This window comes from Kitasatospora paranensis, assembly GCF_039544005.1.
GTDB lineage: Bacteria > Actinomycetota > Actinomycetes > Streptomycetales > Streptomycetaceae > Kitasatospora > Kitasatospora paranensis.
Genome location: NZ_BAABKV010000001.1, coordinates 1,983,830 through 1,998,957, shown reverse-complemented (window position 1 = coordinate 1,998,957; position 15,128 = coordinate 1,983,830). Strand labels below are relative to the sequence as shown.

The 15,128-nt window shown below is 76.2% G+C and carries 13 protein-coding genes and 3 pseudogenes; 9 read left to right on the top strand and 7 right to left on the bottom strand.

The annotated features are described in order from the left end of the window. Nucleotides 1–38: 38 nt before the first annotated feature. Nucleotides 39–1,348, top strand: a pseudogene (locus ABEB13_RS40455) (MFS transporter). Between the two features lie 42 nt (nucleotides 1,349–1,390). Here the strand turns inward: ABEB13_RS40455 and ABEB13_RS10010 are convergent. Continuing rightward, nucleotides 1,391–2,164, bottom strand: a complete 774-nt coding sequence (locus ABEB13_RS10010) for an ATP-grasp domain-containing protein (RefSeq protein WP_345705209.1) — start codon at nucleotides 2,162–2,164, stop codon at nucleotides 1,391–1,393. A gap of 138 nt (nucleotides 2,165–2,302) precedes the next feature. Here ABEB13_RS10010 and ABEB13_RS10005 point away from each other — a divergent pair, with 138 nt between their 5' ends. Continuing rightward, complete coding sequence (locus tag ABEB13_RS10005; protein ID WP_345705208.1) at nucleotides 2,303–3,067, top strand: enoyl-CoA hydratase family protein; 765 nt, start codon at nucleotides 2,303–2,305, stop codon at nucleotides 3,065–3,067. A gap of 92 nt (nucleotides 3,068–3,159) precedes the next feature. Here ABEB13_RS10005 and ABEB13_RS10000 read toward each other — a convergent pair whose 3' ends face one another. Continuing rightward, nucleotides 3,160–3,921, bottom strand: a complete 762-nt coding sequence (locus tag ABEB13_RS10000) for a maleylpyruvate isomerase family mycothiol-dependent enzyme (RefSeq protein ID WP_345705207.1) — start codon at nucleotides 3,919–3,921, stop codon at nucleotides 3,160–3,162. Nucleotides 3,922–4,001: 80 nt separating this feature from the next. Between ABEB13_RS10000 and ABEB13_RS09995 the strand changes: the two genes are divergently transcribed. Together ABEB13_RS09995 and ABEB13_RS09990 are read left to right on the top strand one after the other, a co-directional pair. After that, nucleotides 4,002–4,754, top strand: a complete 753-nt coding sequence (locus tag ABEB13_RS09995) for an acyltransferase (RefSeq protein WP_345705206.1) — start codon at nucleotides 4,002–4,004, stop codon at nucleotides 4,752–4,754. A 54-nt stretch (nucleotides 4,755–4,808) separates the two neighbouring features. Next, entirely contained in the window at nucleotides 4,809–4,982 is a 174-nt protein-coding gene (locus ABEB13_RS09990; protein WP_345705205.1) for a hypothetical protein, read from the top strand. Here ABEB13_RS09990 and ABEB13_RS09985 read toward each other — a convergent pair. Together ABEB13_RS09985 and ABEB13_RS09980 are read right to left on the bottom strand one after the other, a co-directional pair. After that, nucleotides 4,972–6,087 carry a calcium:cation antiporter gene (locus tag ABEB13_RS09985; RefSeq protein ID WP_345709611.1) on the bottom strand — a complete coding sequence of 372 codons (1,116 nt, stop codon included), beginning with the start codon at nucleotides 6,085–6,087 and terminating at the stop codon, nucleotides 4,972–4,974. The genes ABEB13_RS09990 and ABEB13_RS09985 overlap by 11 nt on opposite strands. Nucleotides 6,088–6,459: 372 nt before the next feature. Continuing rightward, a pseudogene (locus tag ABEB13_RS09980) lies at nucleotides 6,460–7,116 on the bottom strand (NAD-dependent epimerase/dehydratase family protein); the annotation flags it as partial. Between the two features lie 146 nt (nucleotides 7,117–7,262). Between ABEB13_RS09980 and ABEB13_RS09975 the strand changes: the two are divergent. Continuing rightward, on the top strand, nucleotides 7,263–8,315 hold the full coding sequence (locus ABEB13_RS09975) for an alpha/beta fold hydrolase (RefSeq protein WP_345705204.1): 1,053 nt from the start codon (nucleotides 7,263–7,265) through the stop codon (nucleotides 8,313–8,315). Here ABEB13_RS09975 and ABEB13_RS09970 read toward each other — a convergent pair. Further along, nucleotides 8,242–9,534 (bottom strand): MFS transporter, encoded by a 1,293-nt coding sequence (locus ABEB13_RS09970; protein WP_345705203.1) that lies wholly within the window; start codon nucleotides 9,532–9,534, stop codon nucleotides 8,242–8,244. The two genes, ABEB13_RS09975 and ABEB13_RS09970, sit on opposite strands and share 74 nt — an antisense overlap. 17 nt (nucleotides 9,535–9,551) lie before the next feature. Between ABEB13_RS09970 and ABEB13_RS09965 the strand changes: the two genes are divergently transcribed. Next, nucleotides 9,552–10,844 carry an ROK family protein gene (locus tag ABEB13_RS09965; RefSeq protein ID WP_380231245.1) on the top strand — a complete coding sequence of 431 codons (1,293 nt, stop codon included), beginning with the start codon at nucleotides 9,552–9,554 and terminating at the stop codon, nucleotides 10,842–10,844. A 93-nt stretch (nucleotides 10,845–10,937) separates the two neighbouring features. On the opposite strand, the gene ABEB13_RS09960 is transcribed toward ABEB13_RS09965, so the two are convergent. Then, nucleotides 10,938–11,927, bottom strand: coding sequence for a LysR family transcriptional regulator (locus tag ABEB13_RS09960; RefSeq protein ID WP_345705202.1), 990 nt, complete (start codon nucleotides 11,925–11,927; stop codon nucleotides 10,938–10,940). Between the two features lie 71 nt (nucleotides 11,928–11,998). Between ABEB13_RS09960 and ABEB13_RS09955 the strand changes: the two genes are divergently transcribed. Then, nucleotides 11,999–12,520 (top strand): RidA family protein, encoded by a 522-nt coding sequence (locus ABEB13_RS09955; RefSeq protein WP_345705201.1) that lies wholly within the window; start codon nucleotides 11,999–12,001, stop codon nucleotides 12,518–12,520. Nucleotides 12,521–12,638: 118 nt separating this feature from the next. Here the strand turns inward: ABEB13_RS09955 and ABEB13_RS09950 are convergent, their stop codons facing one another. Next, the gene (locus ABEB13_RS09950; RefSeq protein WP_345705200.1) at nucleotides 12,639–12,854 is read right to left on the bottom strand and encodes a hypothetical protein; all 216 of its coding nucleotides are present in this window, start codon (nucleotides 12,852–12,854) and stop codon (nucleotides 12,639–12,641) included. Between the two features lie 226 nt (nucleotides 12,855–13,080). Between ABEB13_RS09950 and ABEB13_RS09945 the strand changes: the two genes are divergently transcribed. Beyond that, nucleotides 13,081–13,968, top strand: coding sequence for a PhzF family phenazine biosynthesis protein (locus tag ABEB13_RS09945; RefSeq protein WP_345705199.1), 888 nt, complete (start codon nucleotides 13,081–13,083; stop codon nucleotides 13,966–13,968). Between the two features lie 583 nt (nucleotides 13,969–14,551). Then, nucleotides 14,552–14,869 (top strand): annotated as a pseudogene (locus tag ABEB13_RS09940) (histidine kinase); the annotation flags it as partial. Nucleotides 14,870–15,128 lie beyond the last annotated feature (259 nt).

Sequence of the window (15,128 nt, the reverse complement as noted above, 5' to 3'; positions counted from 1 at the left end):
GTCAGCCCCAGCCTAAATGAGTTCCGGTGCCCGTTCGGATGCGGTCTGATCGGCGCATGACCACCACCTCTTCGGGGGCGTCGACGACGTCCCGGGCTCCGTCACGCCTGCTGCACCCCGATCCGGTGATCCGCCGGCTGGCCGCGATCACCCTGGTGAACACCCTCGGCAACGGGCTGTTCATGACCCTCGGCGCGCTCTACTTCACCCGCATCCTCGGCTTCGGCGCCGCCCGGGTCGGTCTCGGACTGACCGCGGCCGGCCTGTGCGGCGTGCTGATCGGCGTCCCCGCCGGCCGGGTCGCCGACCGCTGGGGCACGAAGCCCGTGCTGGTCGCGCTGGTCGCCCTGGAGGCCGTCGGAACCGCCTGCTACCCGCTGGTCGGGAACTTCACCGCGTTCGTCCTGCTCGCCTGCGCGGTCACCGCAGCCGACCGCGGCTCGGCCACCGTCCGCAACGCCCTCTACGCCGAGGTGCTGCCCGCCGACCGGCGGGTGGCCGGCCGGGCCTACCTGCGGGTCGTCACCAACGTCGGCATCGGCGTCGGCACCGGCCTCGCCGCCCTCGCCCTCCAGGCCGACAACCGCGGCGCCTACACCGCCGCGATCCTGGCCGACGTCGCCACCTTCGCCGTCGTCACGGTCATGTACGCCCTGCTGCCCACCCCCGGCCGCCCCCGCACGACCCGGCGGCCCCCGCCGCCCGCCGCACGGGCTCCGCGCTGCGCAACCGGCCCTACCTGGCCGTCGCCGCCCTCAGCGGCCTCCTCGGCCTGCAGTTCGCCGTGATCGAGGTCGGCGTGCCGCTGTGGATCGTGCAGCACACCGACGCCCCGCGCGTGATGGTCTCCGCCTGCCTGATCGTCAACACCGTCCTGGTCGTCGCCCTCCAGGTCCGGGCCACCCGCGGCACCGAGGAGCCCGCCGCCGCGGCGCGGATCTTCCGCCGCGGCGGACTGCTCGTCACGGTGTCCTGCCTGGCGTTCGCCTGCGCCCACGGCCTGCCCGTCTGGCTCGCGGTGGTGTGCCTGCTGGCCGGCTCCGTCCTGCAGGCCCTGGGCGAGGTGCTCGGGCAGGCCGCGGGCTGGGCGCTCGGCTACGACCTCGCCGAGGAGGGTGCCCACGGCGAGTACCAGGGCGTCTTCAACACCGGCTTCTCGGCCGCCATGATGCTCGGCCCCGCGCTCGTCACCTCCGCGGTCATCGGCCACGGCCCGGTCGGCTGGGTGGCGATCGCCGCGCTGTTCGCCGCCGCCAGCCTCGCGATGGTGCCCACCGTCGGCCGGGCGCTGGCCCGCCGGGCCGCCGCCGACGTCCCGGTACGGCCGGTCGCCACGACGGCAGCCTGACCACCCCGAGGCGCGCGCAGGTGCGGCCGGTCGCCGCGAGGGCTACCGGACGACCTCGGGGACGGCGCGCACGTACGGCCGGTCCGCCACCGGCAGGGCCCCGGCCGGGCCGGCGGCGCGGAGGACGACATCCAGCAGCCCGTCCGGGTCGCCCGCGTAACCACCGCTCGCCCAGGCCGGGTTGGCCTCTACCACCGCCAGGCGGCCGGTGTCCAGCCGGCCGACGTCCACCACCACCGCGCTCGGCAGGCCACCCGCGGCCAGGACCCGGGCGGCGAACGCAGGCACCTGCGGGTCGACCTCCGCGGACACCGCGAGGCCGCCGTCCACCGCGTACCGGCTCACCGCCCGCACCGACCCGTCCAGCACGAAGAGCCGGTACTCGACGGCGAACACCACCGGCTCACTGACCAGCACCGGGGTGTCGCGGTCCAGCACGTCCGGGCCGGGCAGCGCGGAGCCGTCCGGGACGACCCGGGCCGGGAACAGCTTGTCGCCCGGCGGCTTCACGAACGCCGGGCGGGTCAGCCGCCGGGCCTCGTCCAGCGTGGTGTGCTCCACCCGCCGGCCCAGCAGCTCCGCGGGGAGCCCGGCCAGCCAGCCGTCCGGCGGCTCCAGCGGCGCCACACCGAGCCGGCCCGCGACCGCGTCCGCGAACAGCGGGCCGCCGTAGAGGTGGGCCGGGCCGAGCCCGGCCAGCTCCTCCGGCACGTCCCAGCGCTGCGCGGTGTGGGCGCGCAGGCCGCGGCGGCGGGCGGCGGTCAGCAGGGCCAGGCCGGTCTCGTTGATCCGGGGCGCGAGGAGCAGGAGGGACATGGCCACCGATGCTGGTGCACGGCCACCGGCCTCGGCCAGCGGTTTTCCGGGGTGGCACTGGCCGACCGACCGGTCGGCGTGAAAAAGTCCTCTCCGAGCCCTCCGACCCACCCTCAGCCGGAAAGCAGGCCAGCCGCGATGACCAGCGAGAGCCCTCTCGTCCGCATCACCACCGCCGACGCGGTCACCACGCTCGAACTCGACTCCCCGCACAACCGCAACGCCCTCTCCACCCGCCTGATGGCCGAGCTCGCCCGGGGCCTTACCGAGGCCGCCGCCGACCCGGCGGTGCGTGCCGTCGTGCTCGGCCACACCGGCAAGGTGTTCTGCGCGGGCGCGGACCTCTCCGAGGCCACCGGCAGCGACCCCACGGTCGGCCCGCGCGGACTGGTCGACATCCAGCGGGCCATCGTCGACTGCCCCAAGCCGGTGATCGCCGCCATCGACGGCCACGCCCGGGCCGGCGGCCTGGGCCTGCTCGGTGCGGCCGACATCGCGGTGGCCGGCCCGGCCTCGACGTTCGCGTTCACCGAGGTCCGGCTCGGTCTGGCGCCCGCCGTCATCTCGCTGCCGCTGCGCCCCCGGCTCGACCCGCGCGCGGCGTCCCGCTACTACCTGACCGGCGAGACCTTCGGTCCCGCCGAGGCGGCCCGGATCGGCCTGCTCACCGAGGCCGCCGAGGACGTCGCCGCGACCCTGAAGGCGCTGCTGGACGCCGTCCGCCTCGGCTCGCCGCAGGGCCTCGCGGAGTCCAAGCGGCTGGCCAACGCCGCCGTGGCCGAGTCCTTCGAGCGCGACGCCGACGAGCGGGTCGCCCAGTCCGCGCGGCTGTTCGGCTCCGACGAGGCGCAGCAGGGCATGCGGGCCTTCCTGGAGCGCCGCCCGGCGCCGTGGGCGCAGTGACGGAACCGACGCAGTGACGGAACTGACGCAGTGACGGGGTGACGCCGTCCGGGCGGCGCGGCGCCGGTGCCGGGGCCCGTCCGGACGGGCCGTCAGCTCCAGCGCACGTGTGCCGTCTCCCGCCACAGGTCCAGCAGCGAGAGGTCGCCGGACGCCTGCACGGCGTCCGGCGCGAGCCGGTTCCACAGCAGCAGGTAGAGGTCGGCCGCCGGCCCGGTGACGGTGCAGTCCGCCGCCGCGCCGGCGGCACCCTGCGCGACCTGCACCGGGTCCGCGGAGACCGTCACCAGCCAGGCCCGGGACCGGTCGGCGGGCCGCACCAGCAGCGTCCGCGGCCGCTCGCTGCGCAGCTTCGCCCGCGGCCGGACCAGGAAGCCGTTCAGCAGCTCGTCGATGCCGTCCTCGGCCAGCGCGGCCCCGACCCCGGCAGTGGCCCGGCCCGCGGCGGACTCGGCGTCCACCCGGTGCACCGCGGTCTCGTGCGCCTGCCGCCGGGCCCAGAACGCGAGCGGGGACGGTGCCGGCAGGAAGCTCCAGCACGCCAGGTCGGCCGGCGCCCGCTCCAGCGTCCCCACCAGGGCCCGGTGCCCGGCGCGGAACCAGGCCGCGAGGTCGGCGTCGTCCGGGGCGGGGCCCCAGGCGGCCTGCTCGCCGGCAGCGTCCAGCGGCTTCTCCAGGCTGTCCCGGACATGGGCGGCCGCCCACCGGTGCACCTGCCCGGTGTGCAGCAGCAGGTCGCGCAGCCGCCAGCCGGGACAGGTCGGTACGGCGGCGTCCAGCGGGGTGCCGGCGGCCGCCTCGGCCAGCAGGTCGCCCTCGCGGTGCAGCGCCTCGATGTGCGCGGAGATCTCCATGCGCCGAGTCTGCCAGCGGCCGGTGTGACGTTGATCGCCCGGGGAGCCCCGCGCGGCCCGGCGGCCGCTACGGTGATCGCATGCCGATCGCCCGTTCCCTCCTAGACTCCGCCCGCACCCGGGGCCGCCGCGCGGCCGGCCGTGTGGTCCACCGGGCCTGGCGGTGGGTGCAGGAGACCGGCGCGGTCACCAACCGCAACCCCGGTCCGTACCGATTCGGCGAGCTCGGCGACGGCACCAAGCTGGCCTTCCCGCTCGGTGCGGTGTTCAACGAGCAGTGGATCACCATCGGGCCGTTCTCGATCATCGGAGAGCGGGTCACCATCTCCGCCGGCTTCCTGCCCGGCCTGGACCTCGGGCCCGAGCCGATCGTCCGGATCGGCGGCGGCTGCGTGATCGGCCGCGGCAGCCACATCGTCGGCCACCAGTCGATCGTGCTCGGCGACGACGTCTGGACGGGCCCCAACGTCTACATCACCGACCAGGCGCACGAGTACCGCGACACCGATCTGCCGATCGGCAAGCAGTGGCCGCGCAACGAGCCGGTCGAGATCGGCGCCGGCTCGTGGATCGGCACCGGCGCGGTGATCCTGCCCGGCGCCCGGATCGGCCGCAACGTCGTGGTCGCCGCCGGCTCCGTCGTCCGCGGCGACATCCCCGACCACAGCGTGGTCGCCGGTGCCCCCGCCAAGGTCGTCCGCAGCTGGACGGCCGAGGACGGCTGGCAGCCGCCGCTGCGCCACGACGCCCCGCAGCCCGTCCCGGAGGGCGTCACCGCCGAACAGCTGCGCGCCCTGGTCGGCTGGGACCTGCGGATCCCCGGCCAGGAGTGACCCGGCGCGGGGCCCGGCCGCCGCCCGGCCGCCCCGCTGTGGGAGGACGGGCCCGTGAACGCCTCCCTGATCGCCCGTCACCTCACCGCTGCCGTCGTCCTGCTGCTCACCGGAGCGGCGGCCACCGCCTGCGGCAGCATCGCCGCCGACGTCCGGGCCGGCTCCCGGGTCGATGCCGGGCCGCGCGCCGGCTTCTCGCCGGCCCTGCGGGGGGCCGTCAGGGGCTGACCGCCAGCACCAGGTAGGCGGCGAGGACCGCGAGGTGCACGGCGCCCTGGAGGGGTGTCGCCCGGCGTGGGATGACGGTCAGGGTGCCGACGGCGACGGTCAGCGCGAGCAGCACCATGTGGGTGGGCCCGAGCCCCAGGACGAGCGGCCCGCTCAGCCAGACCGAGGCCACCGCGACGGCCGGGATGGTGAGCCCGATGCTGGCGAGCGCCGACCCGAGGGCCAGGTTGAGACTGGTCTGCACCCGGTTGGCGCGGGCGGCGCGCAGGGCGGCGATGCTCTCCGGCAGCAGGACGAGCAGGGCGATCACCACGCCGACCACGGACGACGGCAGGCCGGCGTCGGCGACCGCCGACTCGATGGTCGGCGACACGCCCTTGGCCAGCCCGACCACCGAGACCAGGGCCACGGCGAGCAGCCCGAGGCTCGTCAGCGTCGCGCGCACGGTGGGGAGTTCGCCGTGGTCGTCGCTCTCCAGCAGGTCGCCCTCGGCGGTCACCGGCAGGAAGTACTCGCGGTGGCGCAGTGTCTGGGTGGTGACGAACAGTCCGTACAGGCCGAGCGAGGCGACGGCCGCGAAGGTCAGCTGGGCAGTGGAGAACTCGGGGCCCGGCTTGCTGGTGGTGAACGTCGGCAGGACCAGGCTGAGCGTGGCCAGGGTGGCGATGGTGGCGAACGCCGCGCCGGTGCCCTCCGCGTTGAACACCGCCACCCGGTGGCGCAGCGCGGCGATCACGATCGACAGGCCGAGGATGCCGTTGCAGGTGATCATGGCGGCGGCGAACACGGTGTCCCGGGCCAGGGTGGCGTTCTTGATCGGCGCGTCGGCCATCAGCGTCACGATCAGCGCCACCTCGATGACGGTCACCGCCACCGCCAGCACCAGGGACCCGAAGGGTTCGCCGACCCGGTGGGCGATCACCTCCGCGTGGTGCACCGCCGCCAGCACCGCGCCGGCCAGGAACACAGCGACGACCGCGACGACGGCACCCGGCAGCGACCTGCCCCAGGTCAGGGCGAGCAGCACCAGGGCCAGCAGGGGCACGATGACGGTCCATCGGAGCAGGCCCGGTCGGCCGAGGGCGGCGCGGATGCGGTCGATCATCCGTCGAGCTTCGCAGAGCGCGCCCCCGACGCCCGGGCGACGCCACCGGAGTGTCGGCCGGTCGGTCACTGCGGTCAGTGCGGGCGGCCCGGGCGGCCCGGGCGGGTCAGTGCGGTGCGGCCGTCCACGCGTCGCCGACCATCCGGTCCAGGTCGGACCGTTCCGCCCGCCAGCCCAGTTCACGGGTGATCCGTTCGGTGTCGGCGACCAGCCGGGTGCCTCCGGTTGCGCGGGCCGCCGCACCACCGGCACCGGACGTCCCGTCACCCGCTCCACGGCCGCCACGACCTCCCGCATGCTCGCCGGGCTCGCCCCGACGTTGTAGCAGCGGAAGCCGTCGTGGGCCGCGAGCAGCGGCCCGGCGTCCAGCGCCCGCCGGTAGGCCTCGGCGACGTCGTCGACGTGGACGAAGTCGCGGACGAGTCCGCCGTCCCCGTTCAGCTCCAGGTGCGGATGGCGTCCGGCCGCGACGGCCAGCGCCCGCGGGACGATCCGGGCCTCGTCGGTGTCGCCCGGTCCGACCACGTTGAAGCAGCGCAGCGCCACCGCCGACACCCGGCCGGCCGCCGCATGCTCCCCGAGCAGTTCCTCGGCGGCCAGCTTCGACGCCCCGTACGGGTTGCCCGGCGCCGGCGGTGTCCGTTCGCCGATCGGCTGTGCGGCCGGCGATCCGTACACCGCGGCCGTGGAGGCGAACACCACCAACGGGCCGTCACCGCCACGGGCCCGGACGGCGTCCAGCAGGGCGGCCGTGCCGCCGAGATTCACGGCGCCGTGGTCCTCGGGACGGGCCGCGGACTCCCGCCCGCGGGTCAGCGCCGCCAGGTGGCAGACCGCGTCCACGCCGGTCAGGGCCGGTAGCAGCGCGGCGGCGTCCCGGACGTCCGCCTGCCACACCCGGGCCACCGGCAGGCCGTCCGCACCGGCACCCGTCCGGCGCAGCGCCCACACCTCGTGTCCCGCCGACGCCAGCCGCCGGACCACCGCCCGGCCGACGAAACCGGACGCACCGGTCACCAGGACCCGCATCGCGCCACCCCCGTCGTCCGCGTCCGGCCCGCGCCGTCACGACCGCCCATGATGCCCGGGCGGCGCCGCAACCGCCCACCCGTGGCGGGCGGGCGGCCGCCGACGCCCCCTGGACCACCCGTCGGCCGACCGGTTGAATCGCGGCCGTGACCACCATCGACCCGGCCGGCACGGACGCCGGCACAACGACGGACTCCGGCACGGATTGCGGTACCGACACCGACACCGACGCCGGCGAGCGCCTCGGCGAGGGCTTCGGCGAGGGCTCCGGCCGTCCGGCGGCCGAGGATCCGGCCCTCCGACTGCCGGACGGCCGCGTGCTCCGCTACCGCCTGCACGGCCCCGAGGACGGCATGCCGCTGCTCATGCTGGGCGGCACCCCCGACACCCGGCTGCTGCGGCCCGCCACCCGCGCCCGGCTCGCCGCGGCCGGCATCCGTGCGGTGACCGTGGACCGGCCCGGCTACGGCGGTTCCACCCGGCGGCCCGGCCGCGGCGTGGCCGACACCGTCGATGCCCTGCGCCGGGTCGCCGACAGCCTCGGCTGGCAGCGGTTCGCGGTCTCCGGCTTCTCCGGCGGCGGCCCGTACGCCCTGGGCTGCGCCGCCCTGCTGCCGGATCGGGTGACCCGCTGCGCGGTGCTCTCCGGTGTGGCCCCGGCCGACGCGGACGGCCTCGACTTCCACGCCGGGATGTCGGCGCAGAGCGTGGCGGAGTTCCGGCACGCCGCGCAGGGCGAACAGGTGCTGCGCCCGTTCCTCCAGCGGTACGGCCGGGAGGTCGAACAGGCGCTGGCCGAGCTGCCAGGCGACCCGGAGCGCCCGGCCAGGCTGCGCGCGATGTGGCGGGACGGCCTGGACGGCTGGGTGGACGACCATCTCGCGCTGGCGCGTCCGTGGGGCTTCGATCCGGCGGACGTCACCGTGCCCGTGGCCGTCCTGCACGGCACCGCGGACTCCTCCTGCCCGCCCGCGCACGCCCGGTGGCTGCTCGCCAGGATCCGCGGCGCCGAGCCCCGCCCGTACCGCGGCGGCCACGAACCCCGGAGGAGGTCGAGGCAGAGGCCCTGGGGTGGCTGCGCGGGCCGGAGTTCCGCCGAGGGCGCTGACGCGACGACCGTCGGTGTCAGCCGCGGGCCGGGCGGCCGACCACCAGGGCCAGGACGCCGGCCAGGGCGGCGGCCGCGGCCACACTGGTGAGGGCGAGCGGCAGGCTCACGGCGTCGGCGAGGAAGCCGATCACCGGCGGGCCGATCAGCATGCCCGCGTAGCCGAGGGCGGAGGCCGTGGCGACGCCCTGCGGGCCGCCCGCCGCGCCCGCCCGGCCGATCGCCAGCGGGAAGATGTTCGCCAGGCCCAGGCCGACCAGGACGAACCCGCCGAGCACCGCCGGTACGGCCGGCACCAGCGCCGCGACCAGCATGCCCGCCGCTGCCGTCGTGCCGCCGAAGAGCATCACCCGGGTCGCGCCGATCCGGATCGACAGCCAGGTGCCGCTCACCCGTCCCGCCGTCATCGCGAAGGCGAAGGCCGCGTAGCCGGCGGCGGCCATGCCGGCGCTCGCGTGGACGTCGTCGGTCAGGTGCAGGGTCGCCCAGTCCGCGAGCGCCCCCTCGCCGTACGCGGTGCACAGGGCGGTCAGGCCGAGGAGGACGACCAGCAGCCGGGTGTGCCCGCCGGCGCCGCGGCCGTTCACCGCGGCCGGTGCGGCCGCGCGGACGGCGGGGGCGGTGGTCCCGCCGCCGCGCAGCAGCACGGCGCCGGCGAGGGCGGTCACCACCAGTCCGAGCGCACCGCCGAGGGCGAGCGCCCAGGCCGCGCTGAGCGTGCCCGCCAGCAGGCCGCCGACGGCCGCGCCGAGCAGGCCGCCGAGGCTGTACCCGGCGTGGAAGCTCGGCATCACGGGGCGCCGCAGCTCGGCCACCAGGTCGACGGCGGCGCTGTTCATGCTGACGTTGGCGGCGCCGTAGCCGATGCCGAACAGGAGCAGCACGGCGCCGAGCGCCGCGACGGAGTGGGTGTGCGCGGGCAGCGGGACGGCGAGGCTGAGCAGGGCCACCGAGGCGACCGTGACCCGGCGGCTGCCGTACCGCAGGCAGAGCCGCCCGACCAGGGCCATGGTGGCGACCGCGCCGGCCGAGATGCAGAGCAGGGCCAGGCCGAGGGCACTGTGCGAGGCGTGCACCTGGGCCCGGATGTCGGGGATCCGGACCACCCAGGCCGCGAACAGGAAGCCGTCGACGGCGAAGAAGGCGGTCAGGGCGAGCCGGGCCGCCGACCAGGCGCGCGGAGCGTCTGCGGGTGCCGCACGGGTGGAGCGGCGGCCGGCGGGTGCGGCCTCGACGGAGGGGCGGACGGCGGCGTCGGTGGTGCGGTCGGCGACGGAGGATCGGGCATCGGTTTTGTTTACTAGCGGCACAAAGTAAGAATAGGGGAGTGCCCACCTCACCCACAAGTGCGCAGTTCCCGTCCGGTGCCCGGAACCCGGCCGAGCCGCGACGCAGCGCGCCCGACCGCGGCCGCACCCTGCTCGGACCGGCGCTGGCCCTCGTCCACACCGGCCTGGCGCCCACCCGGTCCGCGCTCACCAGCGCCCTCGACGTCACCCGGGCCACCGCCGGTGCCGTCACCGGCGAACTCGAGGCCCTCGGGCTGATCACCGTCGACTCCCGGCCGGCGGGCGGCGGCCGCGGCCGGCCGTCCCACCGGCTCGCGATCGACCCGGCCGGGCCGGTGGTCGTCGCCGCGCAGATCCACGCAGACGGCCTGAGCGTGGCCCTGGCCGGGCTCGGCGGCCGACTGGAGACACCCCGCTACCTCCCGCTGCCGGACGCCACCGACCCCGTCCGGATGCTGCGCGCCGTCGCCGAGGCGGGTGCGGCTCTCGCCCGCGCCTCCACCCGGCGGTGCCTCGGCATGGCGCTCGCCCTGCCCAACCCGGTGACCGAACCGGACGGCACCGCCCTCGCCGCGCTCCACTTCGCCTGGCCCAGCGGCACGCCCGTCGCGGACCTCTTCGACCAGGAGGTCCGGCGCGCCGACTTCGGCCCCCGGGCCCGGACGCCCGTGCCCGCCGCCGTCGCCAACGACGCCAACCTCGCCGCCCTCGCCGAGCACCGGCACGGCGCCGGCCGCGGCGCCCGCCACCTGCTGCTCGTCACCTCGGGGCACCGCGGAGTCGGTGGCGCGCTCGTCATCGACGGGCATCTGCACACCGGCAGTTCCGGACTCGCCCTGGAGGTCGGCCATCTGACGGTCGACCCGCTCGGCCGGCCCTGTCCCTGTGGCAACCGCGGCTGCCTGAACTCCGAGACCGACCCGGAGGCCCTGTTCATCGCCGCCGAGCGCATCCCCGACCCGGCCGGCCCGCTGCTCGGCCAGGCCCGCCTGCTCGCCCGCTCCGCCGCCACCGACCGGGTGGCCGAACGGGCCGTCGAGCACGTCGTGGACCGGCTCGGCCTCGGCCTCGCCGGGCTGGTCAACATCCTCAACCCGGACCGCATCGTGCTCAGCGGCCTCCACCTCGACCTGCTCGCCGCCGCCCCCGAGCGGCTGGCCGCCGTGGTCGCCGACCGCTGCCTGTGGGGGCGCAGCGGGCGGGTGCCGATCGTGCCCGCCCAGGTCGACCACGCGGGGCTGGTCGGCGCGGCGGAACTCGCCTGGGAGCCCTACCTGCAGGACCCGCAGCTGGTGCCCACCGGCCGGCTCGCCGAGGGCAGGCCGACGTAGGTCCGCTGCCGTCCGGCCCCCGGGGCATGCCTGCGCGGCTTCCTGCCGTGGGGGTACGGGGGCTGCGGGGTCGCTACGGGGTCCGCGGGGTCGCTACGGGGTCGCTACGGGGTCTGCGGGGGCGCTACGGGGTCGCCGTCCGGTCCCAGTGCAGGCTGCGGGCGGTGGCCAGGAAGTGCCCGACGAGCGGGCTCCCGTCGTCCGTGCGCCAGGCCATGGCGACCGTGGAGCGGGCGGTGTCCGGGGTGATCCGGCGGTAGGCGACCCCCGCAGCCGGACGGCGCGCACACCGGCCGGGGCCAGCGACACCCCGAGGCCCGCCGCGACCAGGGCGGCCACCGTCTGCCACTCCACCGCACGCTGGACGACCCGCGGCTCGAACCCGGCCGCGCGGCAGACGCCGAGGATCCGGTCGTGGACGGTGGGCCCGCACGCCCGGGGCAGCAGGACGAACGGCTGGTCCGCCAGGGCGGCGACCGGAACGGTGCGGCCGACCGCCAGCGGATGGCCTGCCGGCAGCACGGCCACGAACCGCTCGCTGAGCAGGGGCTCCACGGCCAGGCCGGGCTCCACCGGCGGCTCGCGCAGGAGGCCGACGTCGAGGGCCCGTTCGTGCAGCGCGGAGACCTGCGGGGCCGTGGTCATCTCCCGGATGTCCAGGTCCACGGCCGGGTACCGGGCGCGGAACGCGGTCAGCAGGCCGGGCAGCAGGGTCGGCGCCAGCGAGGCGGCGAAACCGATCCGCAGCCGGCCCGCGAGCCCGTCGCCGACCCGGCGTGCCGCCGCCAGTCCGTCGGCGATCTCACCGAGCGCGCGGCGGGCCGCGGGCAGCAGCTCGCGGCCCGCGGGGGTGAGCGAGATCCGGCCGGGCCCGCGGACGAACAGCGGGTGGCCGACTCTCGCTTCGAGCCGTCGGATCTGCTGGCTCAGCGGCGGCTGGGCGATCCCCAGCCGGTCGGCGGCGTGCCCGAAGTGGAGCTCCTCCGCGAGCACGGCGAAGGCGTGCAGCTGGTGCAGCGCGAGTTCGGGGCGGTCCGTGCCGCCGGAGCCGGTGATGTTCCCCGTGACGTCCGAGCCCTTCATACGGCCAGGGATATCACGGCTGCGGCTCCGCGCTATTGGACGTATCGGCGACCGCTGCCTACCGTCGCGGCATGACCCAGTACCTGCCGTCCCCCGAGGGCCAGTCGCCCGTTCACGGCATCAACCGCCCTGCTGCCGCGACGGCCGCGGCTGTTGCTGTGCCCGCCCCCGGTGCCGCGTCGCCCGTGCGGCGGGCGATCCTCGGCGGTTCGGTGTTCGAGGAGCGGATCGGCTACGCGCGCGCCGTCGTCGACGGCGACCGGGTGCACGTGTCCGGCACCACCGGGTTCGACTACGCCACGATGGCGATCTCCGACGACGTCGTCGATCAGGCCGAGCAGTGCCTGCGCACCATTGGCGCCGCACTGGCGGAGGCCGGCTGCACCTTCGCCGATGTCGTCCGGGTGCGCTACCTGCTGCCCGACCGCGCGGACTTCGAACCGTGCTGGCCCGTCCTCCGGGCTCGCTTCGGCGATGTCCGCCCGGCCGCGACGATGATGGTCTGCGGCCTCGCCGATCCCCGAATGAAGATCGAGATCGAGGTGGACGCCCGCCGCCCCGCCGACGCGTCGGAGCCCGGGCGCCCCTGCTGACGGGGGCCCGGGCTCCGGTCCGGGCCCCGCCGGACGTCGGGGTCACGCGGAAGCGCTCGGTCTGCTCTGAATCGCTCGGGTCACGCGGAATCGCTCGGGTCACGCGGAAGTGCTCGGGTCACGCGGAGTAGCTCAGGCGGCCCACGGTGCGGCGGCGCAGCAGCCGCAGCAGCGGGGCCGTTCGATCGGTGGGCGGCTCACCGCTGCGGGCGAGGCTGGCGAGGCGGTCGGCCTCGTGGCCGCGCAGCTGCACCGGGGCGCCGATGCCACGGTCACGGTCACGCTCGCCGGTGAGCTCGACGAGGGCTGCGACGAGCACGGAGTAGTCGCTCATTCTGAGTTCCTTTCGTGGGATTTCCTCTGTCCACAAGGATGACGGCCTGTCATGACAAAGGTTTTGCAGGCGGGTCTCGTTCCGATGGCCGAATGGCGAACGAACGTTTCCGATCCGTGACCGGACGGGCGACGGTGTTACGGACGCCGTGCGCCCGAACGGAGGTCGCGGCGCCGGACCCGACGGGCCCGGGAATCCGCTGCCGATGCGGCGCGTTCAGCCGATCATGACCCTTGCACCCGGCACCGAGATCCTGCGCTACGCCGCCTTCACCGCTGACCCGGCGGGCGGCAACCCGGCCGGCGTGGTTCCCGACGCGGCGGGCCTGGACGACGCCGAGCAGCTCGCCATCGCGGCCCGGCTCGGATACTCGGAGACCGCCTTCCTCCGCCCGATCGGGGACCGTGCCTATGCGGTCCGGTACTTCAGCCCGCTCGCCGAGGTCCCGTTCTGCGGCCACGCCACCATCGCCTCGGCGGTCGCGCTCGGCGAGCGGCTCGGCCCCGGTGGGCTCCGCTTCGAGACGAAGGCGGGCACCGTCCCGGTAGAGGTCGTCGCCGGAGGGGACGGTGTGCTGTCGGCGACCCTCACCAGCGTCGAGCCGTCGGTCGAACCGGTCGCCGACGCCGATGTCACCGAGGCACTGGACGCCCTCGGCTGGAGCCGTACCGATCTGGACCAGGCCCTGCCGCCGCGGATCGCCTTCGCGGGCGCCCGCCACCTGGTGCTCGCCACCGCGACCCGCGAGCGCCTCGCCGACCTCGCCTACGACTTCGACCGGCTCACCCGCTTCATGACCGGTCTCGACCTCACCACCCTGCAGCTCGTGCACCGCACGGCGCCGGACGTCTTCCACGTCCGCGACCCGTTCCCGGTCGGCGGCGTCGTCGAGGATCCGGCCACCGGCGCCGCGGCCGCCGCCTTCGGCGCCTACCTGCGCGAGATCGACGGCGTGCGGGACGCCGAACTCACCCTGCACCAGGGCGAGGACCTCGGACGCCCCGGCACCCTGCGGGTCCGCATCGACCCCGCCGACCGGCTGATCCGGGTGAGCGGCGCAGCGGTGCGGATCCCTCGCCGTAACCCGACCCGTAACCCCGACCCGTCCTCCTGAGCCGTCCTCCTGAGCCGTCGTCCTGAGCCGCGACCCCGAGCCGGCGGGGCATGCTGAACGGGGAGCGGGACCGGGCCGCGCGGTGGTGGCCCGGGCCCGCGTACTCCCGGGGAGTAGGCGCGCCCACCCCGGCAGGCTGACGCCCCGGTGCAGGTCCGGCCGTTAGCCTTCCCGGCATGACCGAAGAACGCCCGTCCGGGCAGGCCCCGTGGCAGCCCCCTGGGTCCGCGCGGCCAAGGCGGACTGGCCGGTGGCGTCCTCGGTGCTGGTCGCGGCCGTCCAGGTGGCCGGCACCACGGCGGCCTCCCGTCACCAGGGCGGGCGCGTCCCGCTCGACGCCTTCGGCTACCTGCTGCTCCTGCTCGGCCCCGCCCTGCTGGTGCTGCGCCGCCGCCGCCCGGTGGCGGTGGCGGTGGGCACGACGGCCGTCACCGCGGCCTACCTGTTCGCCGGCTACCCGTACGGACCGGCCTTCCTCAGCCTGGTGGTGGCGGTCTGTGTCGCCGTCCAGCTGGGCCACCGCCGGGTCGCCTGGGCGTGCGCGGGCTCCTTCTACGCCGCCCACCTGCTGATCTCCTACGTCATGCCGCAGTCCTGGCTGCGCGGGTCGGGGCATCAGCAGAACGGCTGGCAGGAGCTCGGCATCGCCGCCTGGCTGCTGCTGGTGATGGCGGCCGCCGAGATCCTGCGGTTCCGCCGCGAGCGGATCGACGCGGTCAGGGCCGCCGCCGCCCAGGCCCAGCGCCGCCGGGTGGACGAGGAGCGGCTGCGGATGGCACGCGAACTGCACGACATCCTGGCCCACAGCATCTCGCTGATCCACGTCCAGGCCGGTGTCGGGCTGGAACTGCTGGACTCCCGCCCCGAGCAGGCCCGGACGGCGCTGACCACGATCAAGGCGGCCAGCAAGGAGGCGCTCGGCGAGGTCAGGCAGGTGCTCGGCACCCTGCGCGGTCCGGACGCGGCGGCCCCGCTCAGCCCCGCACCCGGCCTCGCCCGGCTGGACGAACTGGCGGCGCAGGCCGGACAGGCCGGTCTCGCGGTCTCCGTACGGTCGACCGGGACGGCACGGGCCCCCGCCCCGGTCCTCGACCTGACGGCGTTCCGGATCGTCCAGGAGGCGCTGACCAACGTGATCCGCCACTCGGCGGCGCGCCGCG